The organism is Ferruginibacter sp. HRS2-29 (assembly GCF_024343615.1).
In the GTDB taxonomy this organism is placed as follows: domain Bacteria; phylum Bacteroidota; class Bacteroidia; order Chitinophagales; family Chitinophagaceae; genus Ferruginibacter.
Window position 1 is genome coordinate 66,402 of the sequence record NZ_RJUB01000002.1, and the last position, 19,758, is coordinate 86,159.

The 19,758-nt window shown below is 45.0% G+C and carries 16 protein-coding genes; 8 read left to right on the plus strand and 8 right to left on the minus strand.

Translation table 11 applies throughout. The features are described from left to right. The first annotated feature begins 38 nt into the window (after positions 1-38). The gene (locus tag EGI32_RS01195; protein WP_255153526.1) at positions 39-3,263 is read left to right on the plus strand and encodes an amidohydrolase family protein; all 3,225 of its coding nucleotides are present in this window, start codon (positions 39-41) and stop codon (positions 3,261-3,263) included. A gap of 141 nt (positions 3,264-3,404) precedes the next feature. On the opposite strand, the gene EGI32_RS01200 is transcribed toward EGI32_RS01195, so the two are convergent. After that, positions 3,405-4,070 (minus strand): hypothetical protein, encoded by a 666-nt coding sequence (locus tag EGI32_RS01200; protein WP_255153527.1) that lies wholly within the window; start codon positions 4,068-4,070, stop codon positions 3,405-3,407. A 109-nt stretch (positions 4,071-4,179) separates the two neighbouring features. On the opposite strand from EGI32_RS01200, the gene EGI32_RS01205 reads away from it, so the two are divergent. After that, positions 4,180-4,656 carry a nuclear transport factor 2 family protein gene (locus EGI32_RS01205; RefSeq protein WP_255153528.1) on the plus strand — a complete coding sequence of 159 codons (477 nt, stop codon included), beginning with the start codon at positions 4,180-4,182 and terminating at the stop codon, positions 4,654-4,656. Positions 4,657-4,732: 76 nt separating this feature from the next. On the opposite strand, the gene EGI32_RS01210 is transcribed toward EGI32_RS01205, so the two are convergent. Then, a complete protein-coding gene (locus EGI32_RS01210; RefSeq protein WP_255153529.1) occupies positions 4,733-6,136 on the minus strand; it encodes a DEAD/DEAH box helicase in 1,404 nt (467 codons plus the stop codon). A gap of 326 nt (positions 6,137-6,462) precedes the next feature. After that, positions 6,463-6,801, minus strand: coding sequence for a hypothetical protein (locus EGI32_RS01215; protein ID WP_255153530.1), 339 nt, complete (start codon positions 6,799-6,801; stop codon positions 6,463-6,465). A gap of 231 nt (positions 6,802-7,032) precedes the next feature. Here EGI32_RS01215 and EGI32_RS01220 point away from each other — a divergent pair, with 231 nt between their 5' ends. From EGI32_RS01220 to EGI32_RS01235, 4 genes are all read left to right on the plus strand, one after another. After that, positions 7,033-7,707, plus strand: coding sequence for a response regulator transcription factor (locus tag EGI32_RS01220; protein ID WP_255153531.1), 675 nt, complete (start codon positions 7,033-7,035; stop codon positions 7,705-7,707). Positions 7,708-7,716: 9 nt separating this feature from the next. Next, complete coding sequence (locus EGI32_RS01225; RefSeq protein ID WP_255153532.1) at positions 7,717-9,084, plus strand: HAMP domain-containing sensor histidine kinase; 1,368 nt, start codon at positions 7,717-7,719, stop codon at positions 9,082-9,084. 107 nt (positions 9,085-9,191) lie between these two features. Next, complete coding sequence (locus tag EGI32_RS01230) at positions 9,192-9,674, plus strand: universal stress protein (RefSeq protein ID WP_255153533.1); 483 nt, start codon at positions 9,192-9,194, stop codon at positions 9,672-9,674. Positions 9,675-9,706: 32 nt separating this feature from the next. Further along, positions 9,707-10,729: a bestrophin family protein gene (locus EGI32_RS01235; RefSeq protein ID WP_255153534.1), complete on the plus strand. Its 1,023-nt coding sequence runs from the start codon at positions 9,707-9,709 to the stop codon at positions 10,727-10,729. Between the two features lie 185 nt (positions 10,730-10,914). Here the strand turns inward: EGI32_RS01235 and EGI32_RS01240 are convergent, their stop codons facing one another. Beyond that, positions 10,915-12,927, minus strand: a complete 2,013-nt coding sequence (locus EGI32_RS01240; protein ID WP_255153535.1) for a thiamine pyrophosphate-dependent enzyme — start codon at positions 12,925-12,927, stop codon at positions 10,915-10,917. 163 nt (positions 12,928-13,090) lie between these two features. Further along, complete coding sequence (locus tag EGI32_RS01245; protein WP_255153536.1) at positions 13,091-13,417, minus strand: hypothetical protein; 327 nt, start codon at positions 13,415-13,417, stop codon at positions 13,091-13,093. 524 nt (positions 13,418-13,941) lie between these two features. On the opposite strand from EGI32_RS01245, the gene EGI32_RS01250 reads away from it, so the two are divergent. Next, complete coding sequence (locus tag EGI32_RS01250; protein WP_255153537.1) at positions 13,942-14,478, plus strand: hypothetical protein; 537 nt, start codon at positions 13,942-13,944, stop codon at positions 14,476-14,478. Between the two features lie 71 nt (positions 14,479-14,549). Further along, positions 14,550-15,065 carry a GNAT family N-acetyltransferase gene (locus tag EGI32_RS01255; protein ID WP_255153538.1) on the plus strand — a complete coding sequence of 172 codons (516 nt, stop codon included), beginning with the start codon at positions 14,550-14,552 and terminating at the stop codon, positions 15,063-15,065. A gap of 23 nt (positions 15,066-15,088) precedes the next feature. Here the strand turns inward: EGI32_RS01255 and EGI32_RS01260 are convergent, their stop codons facing one another. The 3 genes from EGI32_RS01260 to EGI32_RS01270 form a co-directional block, all read right to left on the minus strand. Further along, on the minus strand, positions 15,089-17,287 hold the full coding sequence (locus EGI32_RS01260) for a penicillin acylase family protein (RefSeq protein WP_255153539.1): 2,199 nt from the start codon (positions 17,285-17,287) through the stop codon (positions 15,089-15,091). A 434-nt stretch (positions 17,288-17,721) separates the two neighbouring features. Further along, positions 17,722-18,474 carry a hypothetical protein gene (locus tag EGI32_RS01265; protein ID WP_255153540.1) on the minus strand — a complete coding sequence of 251 codons (753 nt, stop codon included), beginning with the start codon at positions 18,472-18,474 and terminating at the stop codon, positions 17,722-17,724. A 182-nt stretch (positions 18,475-18,656) separates the two neighbouring features. Next, positions 18,657-19,538, minus strand: a complete 882-nt coding sequence (locus EGI32_RS01270) for a phosphoribosylglycinamide formyltransferase (RefSeq protein ID WP_255153541.1) — start codon at positions 19,536-19,538, stop codon at positions 18,657-18,659. Positions 19,539-19,758 lie beyond the last annotated feature (220 nt).

Here is a 19,758-nt window from a genome sequence, read left to right on the forward strand (position 1 = left end):
CTACAAAAAAAATCCGCATGCACACCAAATCACTGCTTTTGGCATTAGCAATCTTTGCTTTTTCCTTTTCCCATGCCCAGGATAAAAAGAAATGGGATGTCAATAATCCCGAAGGCCCTTTTAAAGAAGTGGCCTTTACCGTTAAAGAAGGTACGTGGATGAATGTGGATGTGTCGCCGGATGGAAAAGACGTGGTGTTTGATCTTTTGGGTGATATTTATTCCATTCCGATCGCCGGTGGCGAAGCGAAAGTATTGCGCCACAATTTTGCGATGGAAGTGCAGCCGCGTTTCAGTCCCGATGGAAAGAAGATCCTCTTTACTTCCGATGCCGGTGGTGGCGATAATATCTGGACGATGAACCGCGACGGCAGCGACGCAAAACAGGTGACCAAAGAAAATTTCCGGTTGCTTAATAATGCTACCTGGTCGCCGGATGGGCAGTACATCATCGCAAAAAAACATTTTACTTCAGGCCGCTCACTCGGTGCAGGTGAATTGTGGATCTATCATATCAGCGGCGGCGATGGCCTTCAGCTGACGGTAAGAAAAAACGATCAGCAGGATGTGAACGAGCCGAGCGCTTCCTCCGATGGAAAATATGTTTATTATAGTGAGGATATGTATCCCGGTGGGTTTTTTCAATATAATAAGGATCCGAACAACCAGATATTCGTGATCAAACGTTTCGACCGTGAAAAAGGAAGCATCGAAACCGTTACAGGCGGGCCGGGAGGAGCATGCAGGCCGCAGATTTCGCACGATGGCAAAACGCTGGCTTTTGTAAAAAGAGTAAGAACAAGATCCGTGTTGTACCTGCGCAACCTCGAAACCGCGGAAGAGTGGCCCATATACGATCAACTGACGAAAGACCAACAGGAAGCCTGGACAACCTTTGGTGTGTACACCGGCTTCAGCTGGATGCCCGGCGATAAAGAGATAGTGATCTGGAGCGGAGGCAAGATCCTGCGCATTGATGCTATGGCTGTGAACGCTGCGAAAGAAATACCATTCACCTGCCATGTAAAACAGCGTATAACCGATGCCGTCAGGTTTCAGCAGGATATCAACCCCGATGAATTTACGGCACACGTCATCCGCAATGCAACCACTTCTCCAGATGGAAAATTGTTGCTGTTCAATGCAGCCGGTTTCCTTTGGAAAAAAACATTACCGAACGGTAAACCTGAAAGGCTTACCAATGGCACCGACCAGGAAGCGGAGCCTTCTTTTTCTGCCGATGGAAAAAATATTGTTTATGTAACATGGAATGATACCGCAGCAGGGGCGATCTGTAAATTGAATCTTACCGCAGGTGCAAAACCGAAAAAAATAACTACTGCCAAAGCCATTTACCGTACGCCCTCTTTTTCTGCTGATGGAAAATGGATCGCTTTCCTGAAAGACGACGGCGACAATGTATTGGGTAATCCATACACCGCAAAAACCGGTGTGTACATCATGGATGCCGAAGGGAAAAATGAAAAATTTGTAAGCGCCGGTGGTGAGTCACCGAAGTTCAATGCTGCCGGCGACAGGCTTTTTGTGCAACGTGGCAGAAACTCATTCGGCAGTTACAAGCTTGATGGAACCGATGAAAAAACGATCTTCAAAAGTACCTATGGCAGCCAGTTTGCAGTATCACCCGATGAAACATGGGTGGCATTTGTAGACCTGCATAATGTATATGTGGCAGCATTTCCGGCAACGGGCAAAACGATCGATATATCTGCAGGCACGAATGCAGTACCGGTGAAGAAAATTTCCCGCGACGCGGGTATCAACCTTCATTGGAGCGCCGATAACAAACAGGTACATTATACACTTGGCGACCAGTATTACACTATCAACCTTGCCGAACGTTTTGAATTCATCGCGAACAAACCCGACAGCCTTTTCAAAATGCCCGACTCCGGGATAAGTGTAGGGCTTACTTTAAAAACGGACAAACCTAAAGGCCTGATCGCATTTACACATGCACAGATCATTACCATGAATGGCGATGAAGTGATTGCCGACGGGACGATCCTGGTAGATGGAAACATGATAAAAGCAGTTGGAAAAAGTACGGACGTAAGCATCCCTGCCACTGCAAAACAAATCGATTGCAAAGGCAAGACCATCATGCCGGGCTTCATAGATGCGCATGCGCATGTGGGGCACTTCAGAAGCGGACTGACGCCGCAGAAACACTGGCCATATTATACCAACCTGGCGTATGGTGTAACCACCACACATGATCCATCGGCTAACAGCGAAATGGTTTTTGCGCAAAGCGAAATGGTAAGGACCGGTGAAATGGTGGGCCCTCGTGTATTCAGCACGGGCACTATATTGTATGGTGCCGATGGCGATTTTAAGGCGGTGATCAATTCCCTTGATGATGCAAGAAGTGCCTTGCGCCGGACAAAAGCTTTTGGCGCGTTCAGCGTAAAAAGTTACAACCAGCCACGCCGCGAGCAAAACCAGATGGTGATTCAGGCTGCCCGCGAACTGAAAATGGAGGTAGTGCCGGAAGGAGGCTCGTTCTTTTTTCACAATATTGGTATGGTGATGGACGGGCATACCACGGTAGAACATAATGTGCCGGTTGGGGTGTTGTATGATGACGTGATCAACCTTTGGAAAAATTCAAAAACGGGGTACACACCAACACTCATCGTTTGTTACAATGCACCTAGTGGTGAATATTACTGGTACCAGCATACAAATGTGTGGGAAAAAGAAAGGCTGATGCGTTTTACTCCGCGGAATGTATTGGATACAAGAAGCCGCTGGCGTACTATTTTGCCGGAAGAAGAATATGAGAACGGGCATATCCTCGTGTCCAAAAGCGCCAAAAAACTGAGCGATGCCGGCGTACCCGTAAACATGGGCGCACATGGGCAGATACAAGGCATCGGTGCTCACTGGGAAATATGGATGATGCAGCAGGGTGGCATGAGCAACCTGCAGGCATTAAAAACCGCCACCATCAATTCGGCTACCAGCCTCGGCCTGGATACACAAATAGGTTCCCTGCAGGTGGGCAAACTGGCAGACCTGATCGTGATGGATAAAGATCCGCTGGCGGATATTCACAACACCGAAAGCATCCGGTATACCATGGTGAATGGAAGATTGTATGATTCCGAAACGATGAACGAAACCGGTAATTACAATAAACCACGCGGTAAATTTTATTGGGAAAACGGAAAGAACGCCGGAGCTTTTCCATGGCACGAGGGTGCTGTGAACAGCGCCAGCGAAATGGACCTGGATTAATACTCGGACCCCTGAAGGGGGAACCTGAACATCACGAGAATCTCAGGCTTATTCCTATGGCTATTTTTAAAGTGTGTTTTTGAGAAGGAGAAATTAAATAACATAAATTGAAATCAAAGAAACAGCATCTGAGTTCCTCTTTCAGGGAGCAGAGGGGGTATAACCTTTGATAAAGCCCAGGTAAGTTTCAAAAGGCTTGTCTTCCGGCCGGTGGATGACTATGCCCACACATTTATACGCCGGCGAAATTTCAAACGCGATCCCTTTATCCGGCTCATCCATCACCACTACCATTTGCGTAGCATTTGTGGGAGAAGGGTATCTTCCTGTCTTTTTCAAAACTGGATAAACTTTGGATATCTCCTCCATATGGCTCCCTACGCAAAGGCCCTCCTGTGTTTTGAAATAAGGGGAGGTAATACGGATCTGTTTTGCCCTGCTGGCTTCGTCCTTATCACCAAAGTTGACAGAGAAAAAGATGGTGGTGCTATGCAATTTATTTCCTTTTGAATACCAGGTGCTGATCGCTTTTCCCATGGCGGCATCGCCATCATCTGGCCGGCCGAGTTTTGCATTTACACTATCGGCCCGCTCGCCAATGGAAGTAAGCCCGATGCTTTTTCCCGGCACGATCAGCTCTGCGGCAGGCACAGGCGGCATGGAATCGGGGTTGCCCGAAACAGTGTGCCCTTTCAGTGTATCGGTAATTTTAAAATCATTTGGAGGCGCTGTCGCGTTTTTTTTTTGCGAACCACTATTGCAGGCAAATAAAGAAAAACAAACGAAAACAAGCGAAAGTAAACGCATAACAATCTTTTTGTTGTACCACTCAACTATGATACCAAAGATGGGCAAGGTTTTTGAAATACAGGTTCAGCGGGATATGAACCCTTTTTTAAATCTAAAAAATTTTATCATGAAAACCCTTTTCACCATAACGATGGCAGTACTGATTGCAGGTACTTTTACAGCCTGCAAAAACAAGCCGGCCGCCACTCCTGCGTTGGCGCTGCCCACTCTTTCGGCCGACGATCAGAAGATGATCACCAACAGGGAGATCAGCACCTGGGAGTTTGGCAAAACAAAAAATTTTGCCGGGCTGAAAGAAATACTGGCCGATGATTACACCGCATATTTTGGCCGGAACATCATGAACAAAAACGATGTGATCCGCACGTTTCAAAACAGCATTGTAAGATCGTATCGCCTGTCCAACATTAAAATAAAACCGGTGACGGATAATGTGGCGATTATTTACTATGAGCTCAGCCAGGATGTGATGGATGAAAATGGTGACAAATGGACCCCCTATGTTGCTTCAGCTGCCACGTATGCAAAAAGGGACGGCGTATGGAAATCTGTGTTTTACCAGGAAACAGCAATACTTCAATAAAGGTCTGCCTTACTATAAAAACTAAACCCACGATAATTCGTGGGTTTAGTTTTTATAGAGAAAGCCTTTTTAAAATTTAAAATTCATTCCTCCTGTTGCCACTAAAACTTTTCGGCCTGTCGCCACCAAAGCGGCTCTTGGATCCGTTGGAAGAATTGGCATTCCTGTTTCCGCCACCGGCATTTCCGTTCCTGTTGCCACCAAAGCTACGTTGCGGCCTTCCTTGCGGAGCCGGCCTTTTGGTGATGCCGTTAAATACGGTATGGTAAGGATGGTTTTCCTGAACAGGAATATTCTTGCCGATCAGTTTTTGAATATCACGCAGATCGCCGGTTTCTTCTGCTTCGCAAAAAGAAAATGAAGTACCGCTCAATCCTGCACGGCCTGTACGGCCAATACGGTGCACATAAGTTTCAGGCACTTCCGGAAGTTCGTAATTGATCACGTGGGTAAGTTCGTCCACATCGATACCGCGGGCTGCGATATCTGTAGCGACCAGTATCCTCGTTTCGCGTGTTTTGAAATTCGACAAAGCACGTTGCCTTGCATTCTGCGATTTATTGCCATGGATCGCTTCGGCGCTGATGCCGATCTTCACCAGGTCTTTCACCACTTTATCGGCGCCATGTTTGGTACGGGTGAATACCAAAGCGGTTTCAATACTGGTATCCGCGAGGATATATGCCAGCAATGATCTTTTATTTTCTTTCGCAACAAAATAAAGCGATTGCTGAATGGTATCGGCGGTAGAAGAAACCGGGGCTACTTCTACTTTTTCGGGATTGCTCAGGATGCTGTTGGCTAATGATTGTATTTCGGCAGGCATGGTGGCGGAGAAAAACAAGGTCTGCCTTTTTGCAGGGATCTTGGTGATCACTTTTTTCACATCATGCACAAAACCCATATCGAGCATACGGTCTGCTTCATCCAGCACAAAGATCTCGATCTCATTCAGGCGGATATGTCCCTGGCTCATCAGATCGAGCAGGCGCCCGGGGGTAGCAACCAGGATATCAACGCCTCTCTTGAGCGCATCTACCTGTGGATTTTGGTTTACACCACCGAATATCACCAGATTTTTCAGTCGAAGATGGCGGCCATATGCGTTAAAACTATCCTGTATCTGGATAGCGAGTTCACGGGTAGGAGTGAGTACCAATGCCCTGATCGGACGTTGACCACGGCTTTCCATGGTTTTTGGTTGAGCCAGCAATTGCAGCATCGGGATGGCGAAAGCCGCCGTTTTACCGGTGCCGGTCTGGGCACAACCCAGCAGGTCCCTACCTTTTAAAATGTGTGGAATGGCCTGTTGCTGAATAGGCGTAGGGGTTGAATAACCCTCTTCATTAAGCGCATCAAGAATAGGCTTAATGATGTTTAAGTCTGTAAATAACAATGTATTATCTTTAAAAATTAGTGCGGAAATGAAGTCGTCTGCTTCATCATCATAAACGAGTATATCCTGTTCAAATGAGGACATTTTATTGGGAGAGAAATTTCTACAATAAACTGGCTTGTAATGCCGCGAAATAAATGAACTGGTGCAAAGCTACGCTTTTTTAATTACGAATGCCAAATTACGAATTACGAATTTGTTAAGTCTTCAATAGTGCACAATACCCGTAATTCGTAATTTGGCATTCGTAATTGAGTTGGTGCCGGTCAAAACCCACTACAAACAAACATTTTCCAACCGCCGTGTATAAGGGCTATCTGTTATAAAAGGGTTTCTCCCGGACTTAAATAGTTGATAATTGAATAATTGATAGCGGATAATGTTTTCCCGTGAAGTTTAAACTTTAAGAATTATCCATTAATATTTCCATTAAACAATTCCATCAGCCCCGCCACCTGCTCTTCCGTATGCGCTTCATCCAGTATACCGTACAGCTCGGCCAGTTCTTTTTCACTCAGGTACAGGTTTACGCCTTTGTAGGGAGTAGGGATGATATTGTTTTTGATAGTACTATCCGGAAAATTGGTATTCTCCGTGATCCTGCTGCCCACGATATCGCGGAGCAAAAAATAATCTTCAGGTTTCAACGTGAGCAATGTACTTGCAAACCCCACCTGGTAGTGCCCGCAGGCGTTACACTTTACCACATAACCCAGATCGCTGAAATGTAATTGTTGGAATTGGCACATAGTCGAATTGTTTTCACAAAAGTGAAACTTTAAATTTTCAACGGGTAACGCTAAGCGGAAATGCAGTTACGCAATAGGAAATTGAAACACGAATTTTGCGAATTACACGAATTCCCGAATAAGAAGAATGAGATCAGGCTGACAGAGGATATAAAAATGTGGCAATCTTCATCTTTGCGCACACTTTGCGCCTTTGCGTGAAACCCCTATATCTTTGTCAAAAAATACCGAATGAAATTATTGCTGATTGAAGACGAGCCAAGTGTTGCAGGCATCATCAATAAAGGGCTTACCGAAAACGGCCACCACATTACCATTGCGCCTGATGGAGATACCGGCCTCGACCTGGTGTTGAAAAACAGGTTCGATGTGATCATACTCGATATCATGCTGCCCGGAATGAACGGGATGCAGCTTTGCAAAACCATCCGCGATAACAATATCTACACACCCATCCTTTTCCTCACCGCATTGGGCACCACCGAAAACATTGTGGCCGGCCTCAATGCCGGCGGCGATGATTACCTGGTAAAACCATTCAAGTTTGCGGAACTGGAAGCGAGGATACATTCGCTTGCCCGGCGAAAACAGCTGGCGGTAGAACAGGAAGATGTGTTGAACGTGGGCCCGCTGAATGTAAACCTCACAACAAAATTGATTTATAACGGCGAAACGCTCATCAACCTGACACCGACCGAATTCAGGCTGCTGGAGTATTTTGTGCGCAACAGGAATAAAGTGTTATCCCGTATAGAAATACTGGAACATGTATGGGGAATCGATTTTAACATGGGCACCAATGTGGTGGATGTATACATCAATTACCTTCGGAAAAAAATAGATACCGATCCCGAAACGAAAATGATACAAACCATTATCGGCATGGGTTATATGCTGAAAGTTTAATGAGCAGGCATGCAGATACAAACAAAAACTACGATACTTTTCACGATACTCACAGCCACGGTTTTTGGCGTGCTTACCTTTACCGTCTATTATTTTTCCGATAAATTCATTTACACCGATTTTTACAAAAGGCTTGAACTGAGGGCAAAGATCGCCGCAAAATTCAAATTCGAGGAGGATCACAATTCCATACAGTCTTTCAGGGATATACAACGGCAATATCTGGAACGCCTGCCCGATGAAGAATCTTTTTCGGTAGCCTATACGCCCGAAGGAAAGCCAACAGGCCCGATCCCGGAAAGGATAGACAAACATTACCTGCTGGATATTTATGCAGCCGGAGGTGAAACGGTTTTTTTCCAGGATAATTTTCTGCATTATGCGGGCATTTTGTACAGGGATGAAACCGGCAATTATGCCGTTATCGAATCTGCCACCAACAAATATGGCAACGAGATCATCAGCAGGCTGGGTTATATATTGCTGATCACTTTCGTGGTATCGGTATTGATGATATACAGCGTAGGTTTATATTTTTCCCGAAAAACATTTCAGCCTTTCCGTTATATCAACCGGAAAGTGCAGGCCATCAGCGACGGTAACCTGGCATTGAGGCTGGAGCAACAAGATGGTTCGGATGAGATCGCTGCACTGATAGAGACGTTCAATACCATGCTGGACAGGCTTTCGGCAGCTTTTGAAACCCAGAATAATTTTGTAAGCAATGCTTCGCATGAATTGCGTACGCCGCTTACGGCCATCATTGCCGAATCGGATTATGCGCTTTCACGCAAACGTGAAGCAGCGGAATATGAACAAAGCCTGCGCAATATTGGCCAGCAGGCAGAAAAATTGCAGAAGCTCACCAAAGGGTTACTGTCGCTGGCGCAAACAACTTTTGACGGAAAAAAACAGCGTTGGGAAAAATTCCGCATCGATGAACTGTTGTTTACCGTAAAAGAAAATGTGGATACCATATTGACAGATAACCACGTGAGCGTGCATTTTTCCAAGCTTCCTGAAAACGAGGAAAAGATGAGCATGTACGGCAACCTGGATCTGCTGCGGATAGCGCTGGAAAACATCGTACTTAATGCCTGCAAATATTCCAACAACGGAGATGTATTACTCGGGCTCACGATAGAGCCCCACGAAGCGGTGATCACCATCCGCGATCATGGCATCGGTATTCCCGAAAATGAGATCAAAAGAATTTACGACCCCTTCTTCAGGGCATCCAACACCGCTTCTTTTGAAGGGTATGGAATAGGGATGCCTTTGTCCAATAATATCATCCGTATGCACAAAGGAAAAATAATCTTAGATTCAAAAGTTGACCAGGGAACAACGGTCACCATCATTTTACCATTGAATTGAACGTGTTTCTAATTTCTTTCTAATGTACTTCTAATGTCATTCTCATCTCCCTCTTAAGGGCTTTTAATGTTGTAACTCCAATTTTGATGTTATAAAAAACATCAGATATGACAAATATTTTAATACCGACAGATTTTTCAGCAGACTCATTCAGGATGGCGGAGCAGGCCATCAGATTTTTAAACAGGGAAGTAAACGTGATCCTGTTTCATGCATACGAAATGCCTTTTTACTACCAGGATCTTTTCGCAAACGAACAGCCGCCTTATTATAAAATGCTCAACGATGGCTTTCGCCAGGGCTGCAGGCAATTGAAAGCACAATATCCGCACCTGGTGAAGAAGATCAACTTTCAATATATGCAGGGTAACACCAATGCCTTGTTCCGCAATTTTGCCGAAGGCAACAACATCCACCTCATCGTTTGCCCGGACAGTTACGTATACACCAAAACACATGCACGCAGCCTCAACCCGGTACCATTTTTCAAAAAAAGCCGCATCCCGATGCTGACAGATTTTGCGCCGGTGCAAAAACCTGCCGCGGAAGCACCGGTAACCAGGCTGGAAAGATCATTCGCAACTGCTTAACGCTATCCATCATTCAGCAAAAAGAAGAACACATGCTACTAAGAAAAAATATTCCTTTCAAATATGTATTTGGCAAGATCAAATACGAGATCATCGCTATCACGATCTATGCATTGGCCATCGCGATCATCTATCAGAATTATCATTTCATCCGCATTACCATACCGCTGGCCATACCGGCGGTGTTGGGTACGGTGATCTCGCTGCTGCTGGGTTTCCGGAGCAACCAGGCGTACGACCGCTGGTGGGAAGCCCGTCATATATGGGGCTCTGTGGTAAACGAATCGAGGACACTGGCGCGCCAGGTAATGTCGTTTACGCATAACAGTTACCACAGCGAAGATGTGCAGGCGTTTCGCGAACGCATCATTCGCAGGCAGATCGCCTGGACGTTTGCCCTGGGGCGTCACCTTCGTAATGAGGATGCGAGGCGCGGGCTTGAAAAACACCTGGATAAAAACGAACTGGAGGCCCTCCGATCCATCGATAACGTGCCATCGGCATTGATCGATAACATGGGCCGCGACCTGCACCTTGCGCTCGACAAAGGCTGGATCAACAGTTACCAGCAGGTGGAAATAGACCGCACCATTACAAGGCTTTGCGATGCGATGGGTAAATGCGAACGTATCAAGAATACGGTTTTCCCAAGCACGTATAGTTTGTATATCCATCTTTCGCTGATGCTCTTCATCGGGTTGCTGCCATTTGGTGTGATAGAGTATTTCGGTTTCATAGAAGTGCCGTTGGTGGTAGCCATTTCAGCCTGCTTTTTATTGATCGAAAAAATGGCGATCCACCTGCAGGATCCATTTGAAAATAAACCTACGGATACGCCAGTGACAACGATTGCCGAAGGCATAGAAAAAAATCTGCTGCAATTGTACCAGATGGCTCCGGCGAAAAATCACCGCAATTACCCAGCCATCGCAGGTATTGACGAGCAACCGCCAAAAGTAACAGAGTGGGCGGGCTGGCAAAAGGAAAATGCAGGCGACGACGGGCTATTATCATATTTCAGACACTCTTCTAATAAAACATATTTCGTATTGTAAACAGGGACAAGGCGAAGTACGATCGCTTACCACGATCACAGATCAACAGCCGGCAGTGAAACGAAAGTTTTCCTGTCTTTTTTTAATCACGGATTTTCGCGAATTACACGAATTACTTTTGTAAAATCAGGTATTATTTTATTCTTCGCGAATTCGTGTAATTCGCGGAAATTCGTGTAATAAAATTAATAAATCATTAATTTCTCAATTACTGCCTCCAGCTTTGAATAAGCCATAAAATTTTTCTCCAGCTCGATGCTGAAAGGAATAGGGGTATCCATGCTGGCGCAACGCATTACCGGCGCATCGAGCTTATTGAAACAATGCTCGGCGATCCATGCGGCCACTTCTCCGCCGATGCCGCCTGTGAGGGAATCTTCATGCAGGATCAGTACTTTGCCGGTACGGCCAACAGTTGCCCGGATAGCATCGTAATCAAGCGGCAGCAAACTTCTCAGATCGAGAATATCGATGGAAATGTCTTTATGTTTTTCCGCATACTCCTGTGCCCAATGTACACCGGCGCCATAGGTGATGATGGACAGGTCATGCCCCTCCTGTACATGGCGTGCCTTGCCGATTTCTATTTCGTAGTATTCGTCGGGCACTTGTCCGCTGATGCTGCGGTAAAGCGCTTTGTGTTCAAAATATAAAACGGGATTGGGATCGTTGATAGCGGCTATCAGCAAACCTTTCGCGTCTTCGGGAGTGCTTGGGTAAACGACCTTCAACCCAGGTGTATGTGCAAACCATGCTTCGTTGCTCTGGCTGTGAAACGGCCCTGCGCCCACACCGCCGCCGGTAGGCATCCGGATGACTACGTCGGCGTTTTGTCCCCAGCGGTAATGGATCTTCGCCAGGTTGTTGATGATCTGGTTGAAACCGACAGTAGCAAAATCGGCAAACTGCATTTCCATCATTGCCTTATATCCTTCGAGGCTAAGGCCTAAAGCACTGCCTACGATGGCGCTTTCGCAAAGCGGTGTATTGCGTACCCGCTCTTTTCCGAATTCTGTTACAAAATTTTCGGTCACTTTAAAGGCACCGCCATATTCCGCGATATCCTGGCCCATCAAAATCAGGTTCGGGTGTTTGATCATCGACTGGCGGAGGCCGTCGCTCAAAGCCTGGATGAATTTCTTTTCAGTGGTTACGGGTTGCGGGTTACGGGTGGCAGGTTGAGAGTTATCAACGATCAATAACCCGTCACTCTTCAGCCGTAACTTATACACGTCGGCTATTTCCTCCTTTGTATCCGGGATTATCTTAGGGGCCTGGTAAGCCTTATTCAATTCCGTTTCTATATAATTTTTTGCTTCCGCCCTTGTGCTTTCAATTTCTTCCTTCGTCATCACATGGCACGACAGCAGCCATTCTTCGTAATTTTTGATCGGGTCTTTTTCTTCCCATTCTTCAAACAATTCTTTCGGAACATATTTTACGCCGCTGGCTTCTTCGTGCCCACGCATGCGGAACGTCATACATTCCACCAGGTAAGGCTTTTGATTTTTGATGCAGTAATCGCGAACGCCTTTGATAGTATCGTACACTTCCAGGATATTGTTGCCATCTATCTTTACGCCTTCGATACCATAACCGATCGCTTTATCTACAAGGCTTTTGCAGCGGTATTGTTCATTTACCGGTGTACTCAATCCATACCCGTTATTTTCAATGATGAAGATCACCGGCAGGTCCCACACGGCAGCGGTGTTCAATGCTTCATGAAAATCGCCTTCGCTGGTGCCCCCATCGCCGCTGAAGGCGAGCGAAACCTTATCTTCTTTTTTCAATTTATAAGCAAGCGCCACACCATCGGCAATGGCGAGTTGCGGGCCAAGGTGAGAGATCATTCCGCACACATGATGTTCTTTGCTGCCAAAGTGAAAACTTCTTTCGCGGCCTTTGCTGTAGCCGTCTTTGTTGCCCTGCCATTGCATGAACAATTTGCTGAGCGGCATATTACGACCGGTAAAAACGCCGAGGTTGCGGTGTAATGGCATGATCCATTCGTCTTGCTGCAATGCGGCGGTAGCGCCTACTGAAATGGCTTCCTGGCCGATTCCGCTGAACCATTTGCTGATCTTTCCCTGCCTTAACAACACCAGCATTTTTTCTTCAATCATGCGGGGGAGGAGGAGGGACCGGTAGAGACTTTTGAGCGTAGTATGGCTGTAGTGCTTTGGATCGAAATTCATTTGGCAAAGATAGCATAGTCAATGGTGAATAGTGAATGGTCAAACCTTCGAAGTGTATTAAAAATAGGTTAGTACTTTCGGTCAGATATTGACAGGGTTTTATGATAGTTAGAATGGCAGAAAATAAAAACCTGCGATTTTATTACAACCTTCGAAGGTTTGACTATTGACCATTCACTTTCTGAGCTTTCAGCTCAGAAATTTCCTGTTTCAGCTCCCGTACTTTTTCCAGCAGCTCCATATAAAGGTCTTTATAATAATCCCGCTGGTTGATGGCATCTGCACGGCTCTTCGGGTTATTGGTATAGTGTCCTTCATCCTCCTTTACGGAGAAGGCTTTCATTTCTTCGATATCCACCGAAAAATCATAATTGAACAGTTTGCCGTACCGGGCCAGGATGGCCAGAGAAAGATCCGGATTGCGGGTATGATTGTAAAAGCTGTTTCTAGAATTATACTTCAATCGCTTTACGATACTCTCTACAGTCATGCCCGAAGCTTTTGCCACTGAAGCCAGGACTTGACCTCTATGCCGTTTATTTTCAAAATTATCCAACATCTGTAAAGAAAAGTACATAATTGAACAATAAAAAGCCCATTATTTGTTCAAATAAATAAATTTCGTGAGCATTATTGTACAATTAAGTACAATGTTGTATATTTGATTTACTAAAGCAAATTTGTTTTAATTTCGCGACTTCTTCAATGAAATACTTTTGAAGCATTCGCTTTGAATCTCCGTTCTGAAATCTGGTACATTTTTAACGCACAGAGAGGATGAGTAGAATGCCCACGTCATTTGGCGTGGGCTCTCTTATCTGTGCGGGCTTACCAGAGCCTCAGAACGGTAAGCAGGGTCTGCGCCATCTTTTTTTGCGCAGAGTTTACTGCTAACCACCAAGTCACAAAGAGACAAAGAAACACCAAGTATTTTTCAAAAAGTCCGGTCCTTGCTTTTCTGATTTTAACCGGAGTATTTTACAGTTTTCTATGTTATAAGTTAACTTAGCTGTAATGAATACTAATCCGATTTACCGGCAAACATTTTTAAATCATTTTAAACTAGCTGGATTTCTTTTTATGGGGATGTTCTCTCTCATTGCGTTAACTATCATACTTCATACACAAGCCAATGCATTTGAAAATAATTATGGAGAAAATAGTTTCCCCTTGGTTATTATCATACTTTGTATTTTATTCCTGCCTTCTGTATATCTCCATTGTGAATACATATTAGTTAACTGGAAACTTACCGTACAATTAACGGATAGTGATTTAATAATTAAAAAAAAAGGATCTGTCCAAAGAGTTCCTTTAAGTTCTATCAAAGAGGTTATTTTATTTAAAGCAAGGAATTACGACAGTGGCCTTAAAACGTTACATTTTGTTCGATATTATTATGGACGAGTAATTTTACATAATAATGAATCAATCGTTTTAACACGTTTATTAGGTTCAACAATAGATAGAGAACTATTTTACTCTTTGAATGTTCCTGTCGATCATCGACCGAGTTTTTTCAATAGCACCTTATTGAATTGGAAAGATTAAACCAATATTATTTCTATTGAATGCACCAAATCTCCTTTTCTTTCCAGTAGGTTAATTGTTAATTTTGCTTAATGATATCCATTATTAAAGCAACAACAAAAGATACTTCAACACTCTCACACATTGGAAAAATAACTTTTATAGAATCGCATGGAAGCAGCGCCAAAACTGATGATATCAACGCTTATGTAAAGGCAAAATACACTGATGAAATAATGGCGAAGGAACTCGCCAATCCTAAAAATAATTATCACCTGCTTTATTACAACGATGAAGTGGTGGGTTATACCAACATTGTTTTTGATGAGCCTTACCCTGGCAGCCCGGTAAATAATGTTACCAAACTCGACCGCATTTATCTGATGAAAGAATTTTATGGATTGAAACTCGGAGAAGCGTTGTTACAATTTGATATTGCCCTTGCCAGAGCAAACAATCAAAGCGGGCTATGGCTCTATACCTGGACGGAAAACAAACGCGCCGTTTCTTTTTATGAAAGATCGGGATTTAAAATAACCGGCAGTTACGATTTTCCTATATCGGCTACACATTCCAATCCCAATCACCGGATGTTATTGGAATTTTAGGGCAGGGTTGGACCTGGTGCGGGTTACTCCCCGGGATGATACGTTTTCTCCGCATGCTTCAGCACATCTTCTTTGTAAAACAACACATCTTTAAAAACACCTTTACTGTACATTTCCATCTGGTCTTTAAAATGGGCCGATGACGGATCACCGCTTTCGCCGCCCGCAAGCAATGACTTTGCTTTTACTTTCTTACCAAACTCTACGGCACAGATAAAACTGTTGCCATTTACACCATATCGTTTTATCGTACCAGGATAATAACGGCTTGTATACGACGGCAATTGCCCCCAGATGGATGATGTAAACCCAACAGGGATGCTGACTGCCGAGTCATTATACTGTTGATCGATATCGGAAGAAATGCGTTGAAAACGGTTGATCTGTCCCCACGGTATCTGCCAGCTGCCAAACCTTTGGCTAAGGGTATCCAATACATCCACCAACGGAAGCACCAGGTCCCGTGGAGTGGCAACCGCCAGAAAACGGTCGGTACGTTTGACCTGGTAAACAAATTGATATTCATCCTCATCACCACTTTGAGTCATCTTCGGTATCAGCCGCTGTGCCCATTCTACGGCAAGAGTGGTGGCGATAGAATTTTCCCCACTGCGCATGTTCCAGTTTTTTAGAGTATCAATAGCGGGCTGAAGATCTCTATAGATCGTATCATCAGGTAGGTTTTTGGCGGCATTCACCAGCGCCGGCACCAGCTTTTCAAATGCAGCCAGGTAAGTATCGTAGCCTGCGGCAATGAGTTTGTCGAGCGTATATTTATCTTCCCTTGCCAAAACCCTTACGGCATTGATGCCGCGATAGTTTTCTCCATCGGGTGCCATGTACATCGGGTAATTTTCCCGTTTCGGGCTGTTGGCCCCGGCAACGCTGAACGGAGTGGAATTGCAGTTTTGCAGCCACCCGTTTGGTGGATTGTACACATGCACCGACTGATCCATGGTATGCAGCCCTTTCCATTCGGTGGCAGGCGTAGTGCCGTCTACCGGCCTTGCCCAATTGAAAGCCGTATCCCTTATTGGAATATAATTTCCATGCCAGTAGGCGATGTTCCCGCGATCATCGGCATACACGGTGTTGTTGGAAGTATTGGCATAAAGCGCCATGGCATTTTTATACGATTCTAATCCGGTTGCCTTGGTGCGCTGCCAGCTCTGGATAAGGCTTTGTAGCGAACGGTTATATCCTTTCACGCTGATCCAGCGGTCGTTTATTTTTGCCATCACCGGGCCATGATGTGTAGAGTAGGTGCTGAATTTTCTGATGCTGGTATTCGTTCCCATTTTTACCCCGATCGATATTTCCTTTTCTTTCACCGGGCGCAATTCATGGTTGTATTCGTACATCCATTTCCCGTTTTGCCGGAATATTTTTTCGGCATACATATCCGATACATCCACTTCGCTGGAAGTATGCATCCAGCCGCAATGTTCATTGAATCCCTGGTAAATGAAAAACTGTCCCCAGGTAACGGCACCATATACATTCAATCCTTCTTTACTCACCATGTGTACCTCAGGCCTGAAATAAAAAGTAACATGCGGATTGATGTATAACATCGCGTTACCCGATGCTGTCTTGAAGGGAGAAATGGCAAAACCGTTGGAACCAATTACAGGATCTTCCGCAACAATTTTTTTAGGCACATAAGCGCCGCTGAAGCCTCCATAAAAATTTTCTACATCTTTCTCCGTGATGCTGCCCGTGCTGATGGCGCCTATGCTTCCATCGGTCCAGAGTAAAGCATACCAGGGTTCAAATTTTGTCAGCAAGGCAGGTTTTACTTCCGGATGTTTGTATAAATAATAATTGACGCCATCAGCAAAGGCGTCGAGCAGTATCCTGAAACGAGGCGGGCTTTTTTTATAATCAGCCATGGCATCAACAGAGTCGATGATCAGTTTTAAATAAAGGTCATCCCATAAAGAAGCGGCGCCTTTCACTTCCGACATGCGCCCAAGCTTTTCGATATAATTCATCTCCACCCGTTTGAAATCATCTTCGCATTGCGCATACAGCAGGCCGAAGACCGCGTCGGCATCCGTTTCGCCATACACGTGTGGTATGCCCCAGTTGTCGCGGATGATGGAAACATTCTGCGCCTGTTTTTCCCAACGGGAAATATCTTCCTGTGAAAAATTTTGCGCCAGCAACGGCAAAGGAAAGAATGCCAGCAGGAATAATACGATGCGGATATTATTTTTCATGCTACAAATATCGGGGTGAACGGGATTGGGCGGGAATGTTTTTCTTGTGCTGGCAGCATTTGGAACCGGTTGCGCATTTATCACACGCCGTACCTACGGCACGGATAAAACCGGATGGTCATTTGTTACCCACAAAATGTTCTTACGGAACAATGCAGTGAATATTTTCTGAAAATGCGGAATTGTATTGTTGAGGCTGTTAAAAAGTCTTTCCTTCTGGTTATGATGAACAAGGCTTCTGTGAGTTTAAAATAAAAAGAAAATCATGTCCCGTAGGGACAACTTATAGGTAGCCAAAATATGCAATCAATATGATCCGTGCCGTAGGTACGGTTTGTGTCGCGGAATGTTTTTTACGGGATACAATTATTCCGTCAGATCAGGAGTTTCGTTTGCGAAAACCTGTGTATATCCATTTGCGTTATCTGCGGAAATCAGTCATCATTCTTCTTCGCCGCCGGAGACAAGTTTGTTTGTTTTTTGAATAAGGAAGATGCATTCAACAGATACTGGTTGAATTGCACTTCATCGCTGAGTGCGGCAAATTCATAAGTGGGGCGGAAGTGTATCATGAAAGTGTCCAGGGCGGCATCGGACAGGCCTGTTACGCGTTTCACGGTGATCTTGTTGAAACGGTAGCTGATATATTTTTCCTTTTCCTGTTCTTCCAGCCTTTGCTGAAAAGCCTTCAGCCGCTTGTTTCGCCTGAAGCGGAAAACATTGATGAGTTCATTCACATCGGCACCAACCGTACCTCCGGGGCCAACACTGGTGGATAAGCCCGGTTTTTTATAATCAAACACATCGGCGTAGGTCTGCCTGTTTTCCAGCGAATCCTGCTTAAAGGATTTGGAATACACGATCACTTCCTTCAACACATTGTACCGGCTTTGCACCGGAATGCGAAGCGAAATATCAAACTGGTTGGGGTTGGTGATATTTTTTACCGCAAACTTCTGCGTAGGCTTGTTATTGTAGGTGAAAAAAAGCGAATCGTTTTCGTGCACGATGATGGAGTAATGTCCCAGCGAATCCGTCATGCAAAACATGCCGCTGGTACTTTCCACCCGGGCAGATTCCACGTAATTCTTTTTGCTGTTATCCAGCACGGTACCGCTTATGACTATCTGCGCGTGCGAAGCGGCAGAAAAAAGGGTAAGCAGTAAACCGGTTAATAAATAACGCAAATAGAATGTTTTTTGAGGCGTAATATTAAGGAACTATAATTTAATAAAATTAGAGGTCGATTGATTTAACTATGATTTTGCTTTTTTGTCTCCCGTGTTAAACTCCTGTCAGCCTGAGCTTGTCGAAGGCGGATTTAGTCTTACCAATATCGCCTTCGACAAGCTCAGGCTGACAGGACCCTTTACTTTATGATAGAATTTAAAATAACGTCTTCCACAGCTTTTGGAAAATACTGATGCTCCAGCGCATGCACTTTCTGCGCAATCGAATCCGCATCATCTTCAGGGGTCACCGTACATTTTTCCTGCAGGATGATCTTTCCGTGATCGTAATATTCATCCACAAAATGAATGGTGATACCGGTTTCGGTTTCGTTGGCCGATCTAACGGCTTCGTGTACATGCTTTCCGTACATGCCCTTTCCGCCATACTTTGGCAGCAATGCGGGGTGAATATTGATGATCCTGCCGGCAAAAGCAGCGATGAGCCCCACCGGAACTTTCCAGAGAAAACCGGCCAGCACTATCCAGTCGGTATTATATGCCCGAAGCTCATCCACATAATGATTGCCCCGGAAAAACTGTTCTTTTTCAATGATCAGCACCGGGATGCCCGCTTTTTCAGCGATAGCGATCACTCCGGCCCCGGCTTTATTGCAAACCACCAGGGCTACTTTTATAGAAGTATGTCCAGACAGGTGTTCAATGATCTTTTGGGCATTACTGCCGGCTCCGGAAGCGAAAATGGCCAGATTCTGCTGTTTTTCTCCCAAAACCATGTTGTTTTTCTGCCCACTCATCCGGAAAAATAACTTGCGGATGTATTTTTTGAAGAAACCGAACTGTCCGAGAGGGATGCTTACCAGTAAAACGCACGCCGGCCAGATGAGGGTGATCAATACTATATATAAGATGACCCAGAGTACGCCTTTTTCCAATCCGGTCCATTCCAGGATCTTTCGCCCTGCAATACCACAGAGGCTTCCGCCGGTGGCAAAAGTGACGAGGATCAGCAACAGCCGCCCGCCGCTCACTTTCCATTTTGTCTGCAGTTTTTGAAACATGATGCAAATGTGCGTTAAAATTTGTTAAAACGGCTATGCTTTTACACATGAAATATTTGATTAATTTGTCCTTACAGAATTATGACAATGGCATTTTTTGTTTTTGCACAATCGGCTGAAATCCAGTCTGGATAAGGAAAAAAAAAATTAACAAATGTTGATATTATGTCAACATCGTGTCTTACTTTTGCACGTGTATAAGGAAATTTTCCACATTAGC